Origin of the sequence: Paenibacillus sp. JJ-100 (assembly GCF_948329825.1) — a bacterium.
Taxonomy (GTDB): domain Bacteria; phylum Bacillota; class Bacilli; order Paenibacillales; family Paenibacillaceae; genus Paenibacillus.
Genome location: NZ_CAOJCM010000013.1, coordinates 57,736 through 63,983, shown reverse-complemented (window position 1 = coordinate 63,983; position 6,248 = coordinate 57,736). Strand labels below are relative to the sequence as shown.

The window sequence follows — 6,248 nt, the reverse complement described above, 5'->3', positions numbered from 1 at the left end:
CCAGCGTTCGTCCTGAGCCAGGATCAAACTCTCCAATAAAGTATTGAAAAGAGCGATTAGCTCATTTTGAATCTGACGAGATTATAAATCTCATTGTTGTTCCAGTTTTCATACAGCCTGACGGCATGTACAAAAACCTTCACATTCGATCTCGCAAGCAAGATCATTACTCACTCGTTGTTCAGTTTTCAAAGATCAAACCTTGCTTTTTCATCACCACTTTGTTTCAGCGGCGACTTTTATAATGTATCACATCTACGTTTTCTGTGCAAGCTTTATTTTTCAACAGTTTCTAAATCAACTATTTAAACAACTTGTCTCATCAAACGGTTCCTTAAAAACGGAACGAAAGTTAATTTATCATATTGTACAGGAAAGGTCAACCCTATTTCGACAAAATGTTCTTTGTCTCTTTTTATACAGAAGAGAATGCGAGGTACAGACTCTACAGAGAGAAAAACACCTCGCCTTATCTTCAAAGATGTATATATAGCCTTACTTCACGGCTTGGAGTGTTTTAATTTGCCGCCTCTTGCATATTTAGATAACTCTTTAGGCGGGGCAAATCGTGCATACATACGGAATACGGTCTTGTATCGATTTGCTATCGCATATTTAATCTCCTGGTCAAGACGATGGTCACTCAGATCGAATAACATTTCATCCAGTTCCTTGCGCAATACGTAGTCCAGCTCTCTGCATTCCTTCTCGTTAAATAGCATACCCAGCATTAAGAGTTCTCCTTTTTGTGCATAGCCTCTATAGTCACACTACGTTGTTTCAGCAAAATGTGTTTTGAAACAGGTCTTTAGATTGGCAATGCTGAAACCCGTTTTATTGTTATGGTCAATTTTCTTGGAAATTATGAATGCTGGATACCATAAATTTCACAAGAGAATTTAACCTCTTACTAGCGCATATGTCAGTGTACTCTCAATAACTGCAGCAATAAGAAGCAGAATAACGATCCAAAAGCTTGCCGTTAACGTCATTCTCATAAACTCTTTCCACCGAGCCCCGATCGATGCACGTTTATCGCTCCCCAGTTGCGAAAGACTGCGTACCGATAACCCACCAAACTTCAACCCAAATGCGCAGGCAATAATAATAACGGGGATTTCAATAATCCCATGCGGGAGTAACCCCTTAACAACGATATCAAAAAAGCTCGCGCCATAATTCATCGTGGTGTGTACAACAAAGCCCAGCACCATTCCGTTAATAAGCAGAAAGATAATCGGTAAGATGCCGAAGAATACCCCTGCATAGATGACCAACACACTTTTGATCGCATTATTAAAAAAGATAAGTAAAAAGAAATTCAATTGCACATTTCCACCTTGCTCCAGTTGTTGGCTGACTTGGCGCAGACCTTCAATTTGATTCAAAAGTAACTGCTCTAATGGCCCTGTACTTATCCACCCTGCTCCAATCCCCACAGCAAACAATAAAAATGACCAGAGTATTACTCCTCGAATTCTGCTCATATCTCTCATAAACGTACTGAATGTTAACATAACAACCTCCTATTAATATTGAAATGATGGACAAACAACGATGTAAAACGAATAACTGGACGGTACGAGCATACATTGAAAAGTAAACAAGCATTTCTTTAATGGGAGAGGGGCGCTTAGCGAAATGAACTCGTTCTATGTATTTAGTGGCAAAAAAATCAAACGTAATCTGATTGTGCTCGTTGCTGCCATCTTTGCAATCGGTATTATCTATCTGGAAAGCGGCAATGTCTCTGTTTTCTCGGAAGAAGCACCTTCCGCCGTTTACAGTGTTCCAACCGACAAAAAGGTCATAGCACTCACCTTCGACATTAGCTGGGGAGATAAACGAACAGAGCCCATTTTAAAGGTTCTTCAGGAGAACAAAGTACAGAAGGCCACCTTCTTCCTCTCCTCACCTTGGAGCAAAACTCACCCGGAGATCGTTACCGCCATCAAAGAAGCTGGATATGAAATTGGCAGTCACGGACACCGGCACGAGAACTACAGCAGCTTGACTGAAGAACAGATCCGTAAGGAGATTTCAACAGCTCACAGCATTTTAACCGATTTGACGGGAAAAGAACCGAAACTATTGCGATTGCCTAACGGTGACTTTGATAAACGTGTGCTCCAGGTAGCGAACAGTCTAAATTATCAGGTTGTCCAGTGGGATACCGACTCCCTGGATTGGAAGAACCCAGGTGTACAGACCATCGTTGATCGTGTCGTTAGCAAAGCCCATCCTGGTGATATCGTCTTGCTCCATGCAAGTGATTCCTCGAAACAGACTCACGAAGCACTGCCAGTCATTATTGAAAAATTAAAAAATCAGGGATATGAATTTGCAACGGTATCCGAGCTGCTCAGTCACTCCAGTTTAGAGGGTAAGGAGGTCCGTGATCAAGCCAGCGGCTTATAAAATGCAAAAAAGAAAGTATTAATAAGCACTGCTAAGTTTCTCAAACGCGGTTTTTCAACCGTCTACTCCTTAATCAGGCCATATTACTAAAAAGTTGAAGAGGCTATCCCAAGTTCATCATAGATGATGGAGGGACAGCCTTTTTTTCATTTCGTTGTATGAAGAACTACCCTAGTCGACGACGTTTCTCTGCTCATCCTATGTTTAACGGCTTAGGGCAGATTCTACCGACCTTTCTTGAGAACGTTCGACCAGTTTATGCAGAATTAGCATTTGGTATGCATTACATAAGAGCAAAGGGATCACAATAAAGATAGTCGCTGCATTAACATCAATGCGTAGTACACCGATGGTTTCCACTGCAGTTACGGCGATCATGAAAAAAAGCGTTGGCACTAGTGCGGATACATGCGTCTGTTTCACTTTCACGTAAGCGGTAACAATTGCAGCCGCCAAAATGACCAATCCCAACACAATGTCTGAGATACGCTCTCGGTCTCCTCCAACAAACAATCGCAGGAACATAATGTCTAGCAATGCCAACACCGTCAGCACGATCTGCACAATTTGCCAGCCACGCCTTGGAAACACACCTTTCCCCATATAATTTAATATGAGATATGCGAAGAAACCCATTTGTGAATAAACACTAATCATCACTCCGGAACCAAACAAGATCAGAAGATATAGCATGAAATCTGCAATGCCGTTCGTTTTTTCACCGTTCACTAACATCATAATCAAACCCGTACCTAACGCTCCTGCGGCACCAATAAGCAAGGCTGTCCAAAACAGGAAAAACCATCTACGTAAATTCAAATGTTTTCCACCCCCGAGAGTTTATTTTACCAACCTTCTCAGCAAAAAACCATCATTGCTCAACATATTTCCCCCTTTCCCATCACATACTACATCCAGTATCTTATCAAGGAGGGATTGTATACATGAAAAGGCCTATGTTGCAGCTATGCTGCGTTGTATTCGGGCTATCCGTCATGCTTGCCGGCTGCGGTTCAGATCAGAGTTCTTCGCCTCCTCAGGGCAGTTATAAAGAGATGAAAACCATGGTCGTAGATATTTTGAAAAGTGACGAAGGCAAAAAAGCGGTGGAAGAAGCTCTAACGGGTCAAAGCTCATCTGGTGGTGGTGGTGGTAGCAGTTCAGGTGAGGGCTCAGGTGGCGGTTCAGGAACGGTGGGTATGAAAATGTTAATGCCTATGCAATCTTCCGAACAAATACGTATTGCTGTGAAAGATACCATCACCGCTCCTGAATACCAAAAGGAATTCGAAAAGATCATGACCGATCCTCAATTCGCAGGTGAATTTGCCAAAGCAATCAACACACAGAGCAAACAACTGCATATGCAATTGATCAAAGATCCAACGTACCAAAAATCGATTGGGGATATCATGAAATCACCTGAGGTATCCAAGATGTTTATGGATATGACCAAAGCGCCGGAATACCGTAAGCAGACCATGACAGTTATGCAGGAAGTCATGCAAAACCCTTTATTTCGACTCGAAGTCCTTTCTTTGCTAAAAAAAGTGGTACAAGAAGAGCTTCAGCCTAAAACGGAGAGTGGTGGCGGACAAAAGGGGCAGGAATCCGGTGGTCAGGGCAGTGGAGATGGTGGCAGTGGTGATTCTGGAGGAAGCGGTGACTCCGGTGAAGGTGGAGGTTCATAACACGATGCTTTTATACAGATCTCAGAGGTGTTACCGATTTGAGAAGGGACGAAGACTCACCTTGAGATCATATCAAAAGCCTGCATCCAAAGGACGCAGGCTTTTATTTGTTATTTTATTAAAGCTCTCAATTTAAAACTCTTAGTCGAACTTAGTCTCTATCGAACGGGCGACCTCGTCGTAAATAGCTCCGATGGCTGTCTCTGCCTTGTATACGGACGGCGAGAAGTCGGGCTCAGAAGGATGGTTATCCGGAGCACCTAGCGGAATCTGAGCAAGCAATACCGTGTGCAAACTCTCAGCAAGACGTCCGCCCCCGCCACGCCCAAAGACATACTCCTTCTCCCCACATTTGCCACATTCATAGTAAGCCATGTTCTCCACTACACCTAACAGCTCGTGTTCCGTTTGAATGGCCATCGCTCCCGCACGCGCCGCTACAAAGGCTGCAGTTGCATGTGGAGTGGTAACGATAATTTCTTTGCTCTGCGGCAACATCTGATGTACGTCTAGCGCAACATCCCCTGTACCTGGTGGCAAATCCAATAGCATGTAATCCAGCTCACCCCACTGAACATCTGTGAAGAACTGACGTAACATCCGCCCAAGCATTGGGCCACGCCAGATCACCGGATTATTTTCCCGAATGAAGAAACCCATAGACATCACTTTGACGCCAAAACGTTCGACCGGTTGAATCACACCGTCTTCAACGACCGGATATTCTTCAATCCCCATCATATCAGGCACACTGAAACCATAAATATCAGCATCAATGAGGCCCACTTTCTTCCCTTGACGTGCCAAAGCTGCAGCCAGATTAACAGTGACGGTTGATTTACCCACGCCGCCCTTACCACTAGCTACGGCAATAAAACGAACTCCTGATTCGGGACTTAAGAGCTCATGTCCATCCAGACCCGCTGCATGTCCCTTTACAAGCACTTCATCCTGATCCTGTTCTGCCTGCTCCATATTAAGGCTCTGACGGTCATGCTCTGACGCAGCACGTGTGCGGATATGTACATCCTTCACTCCGTGCTGGGAAAGCAGGTTACGTGCAGCATCCGTTAAAGCGGTTGCATCTTCTGGCCGATTCTCCAGTGTCACCATGCTTAGTGCCACATGATGTTCTTTCACCATAATGTCACGAATCCATCCCAGTTCCGTCAAGCTTAGTCCAAGCTGCGGCTCCTGTAATGGCTGTAAAAGTTCAAGTATCTGTTCTTTTGATAACATCAGACAGCACCTCGGTTTTATCTATTGGCATGTATTAGGTATGCTGTCCCAATTATAGCACTACCTTTCTTCTTATGACTAACTTTTCGGACGTTCCCCTGCAGAATATCGAAGAATCCCGTTATAAATAGACGCAGCTACTTTCCGTTGGTATGCTTCTTCAGCCAGCAGGCGTGCTTCTTCGGGATGAGACAAGAAGCCCACCTCAACGAGAGCTGACGGGATTTTCAGAGCTTGCAGCAGATAAACGGTATTTACCGTTTTCGCGATCCGGTCTGTATTTTCCAAATTTCGAATCATCTCGGCTTGAAGCAGATTGGCCAGTCCTTCGTTATCAGGATGATTAGGCGTGTAGAAGACTTGTGCACCACTCCAGCGATTAGAGGGAACACTGTTCATATGAATGCTAATAAATAAATCGGCTTGTTTATCTTCAATCTGTCTGACTCTCTTTTTGAGATCTTCGGTTTTCCGTTTGGAGTATCCTCTCGTTCCCTCATCGGCCAGATCCTTATCGATTTCACGTGTCATCACAACAAGAGCTCCTGCCTGCTGTAAATAGTCCCTGACATATAGTGCAATGGACAAGTTAATATCCTTCTCGATAACTCCTTGTCTGCTCACAGCGCCCCCATCTGGTCCTCCATGACCTGCATCAATGGCAATCACCTTTCCAGCCAGAGGCAGACTCCAATATCCTGACGTTTTGGCAGAGGGCATCTCATAGGAGACAACCGCCACAAACATCGCCAGCAAACACAGACTGAGCATAACCCTCTTCACTGTCTTTAACCGTACCCAGACCACCAGATGCTTCCCCATATTTTTGCGCATAAAAAACCACCTCGTCCCTATAAATGACTCTAATCATCTATATGGGACAAGATGGACAAATATACC

The 6,248-nt window shown here is 44.3% G+C and carries 7 protein-coding genes; 2 read left to right on the top strand and 5 right to left on the bottom strand.

All coding sequences use genetic code 11. From position 1 onward, the window contains the following. Window positions 1–500 precede the first annotated feature (500 nt). Window positions 501–731, bottom strand: coding sequence for a hypothetical protein (locus PQG66_RS24575; protein WP_272040476.1), 231 nt, complete (start codon window positions 729–731; stop codon window positions 501–503). A 168-nt stretch (window positions 732–899) separates the two neighbouring features. Next, window positions 900–1,517, bottom strand: coding sequence for a stage II sporulation protein M (locus tag PQG66_RS24570; RefSeq protein ID WP_272040474.1), 618 nt, complete (start codon window positions 1,515–1,517; stop codon window positions 900–902). A 124-nt stretch (window positions 1,518–1,641) separates the two neighbouring features. Between PQG66_RS24570 and pdaB the strand changes: the two genes are divergently transcribed. Beyond that, the gene (gene pdaB, locus PQG66_RS24565) at window positions 1,642–2,418 is read left to right on the top strand and encodes a polysaccharide deacetylase family sporulation protein PdaB (RefSeq protein ID WP_272040473.1); all 777 of its coding nucleotides are present in this window, start codon (window positions 1,642–1,644) and stop codon (window positions 2,416–2,418) included. 204 nt (window positions 2,419–2,622) lie between these two features. Here pdaB and PQG66_RS24560 read toward each other — a convergent pair whose 3' ends face one another. Continuing rightward, window positions 2,623–3,237 (bottom strand): KinB-signaling pathway activation protein, encoded by a 615-nt coding sequence (locus tag PQG66_RS24560; RefSeq protein WP_272040472.1) that lies wholly within the window; start codon window positions 3,235–3,237, stop codon window positions 2,623–2,625. A gap of 125 nt (window positions 3,238–3,362) precedes the next feature. Here PQG66_RS24560 and gerD point away from each other — a divergent pair, with 125 nt between their 5' ends. Continuing rightward, window positions 3,363–4,109, top strand: coding sequence for a spore germination lipoprotein GerD (gene gerD / locus PQG66_RS24555; RefSeq protein WP_272040471.1), 747 nt, complete (start codon window positions 3,363–3,365; stop codon window positions 4,107–4,109). A gap of 141 nt (window positions 4,110–4,250) precedes the next feature. Here gerD and PQG66_RS24550 read toward each other — a convergent pair whose 3' ends face one another. Both PQG66_RS24550 and cwlD read right to left on the bottom strand, forming a co-directional pair. Further along, window positions 4,251–5,348, bottom strand: a complete 1,098-nt coding sequence (locus PQG66_RS24550) for an Mrp/NBP35 family ATP-binding protein (RefSeq protein ID WP_272040470.1) — start codon at window positions 5,346–5,348, stop codon at window positions 4,251–4,253. 78 nt (window positions 5,349–5,426) lie between these two features. Beyond that, complete coding sequence (cwlD, locus tag PQG66_RS24545; RefSeq protein WP_272040469.1) at window positions 5,427–6,182, bottom strand: N-acetylmuramoyl-L-alanine amidase CwlD; 756 nt, start codon at window positions 6,180–6,182, stop codon at window positions 5,427–5,429. Window positions 6,183–6,248 lie beyond the last annotated feature (66 nt).

Coding starts and splice junctions, on each gene's coding strand:
- pdaB (WP_272040473.1), top strand. CDS start 1,642: ATGAACTCGTTCTATGTATTTAGTGGCAAAAAAATCAAACGTAATCTG.
- gerD (WP_272040471.1), top strand. CDS start 3,363: ATGAAAAGGCCTATGTTGCAGCTATGCTGCGTTGTATTCGGGCTATCC.
- PQG66_RS24570 (WP_272040474.1), bottom strand. CDS start 1,517: ATGTTAACATTCAGTACGTTTATGAGAGATATGAGCAGAATTCGAGGA.
- PQG66_RS24575 (WP_272040476.1), bottom strand. CDS start 731: ATGCTGGGTATGCTATTTAACGAGAAGGAATGCAGAGAGCTGGACTAC.
- cwlD (WP_272040469.1), bottom strand. CDS start 6,182: ATGCGCAAAAATATGGGGAAGCATCTGGTGGTCTGGGTACGGTTAAAG.
- PQG66_RS24550 (WP_272040470.1), bottom strand. CDS start 5,348: ATGTTATCAAAAGAACAGATACTTGAACTTTTACAGCCATTACAGGAG.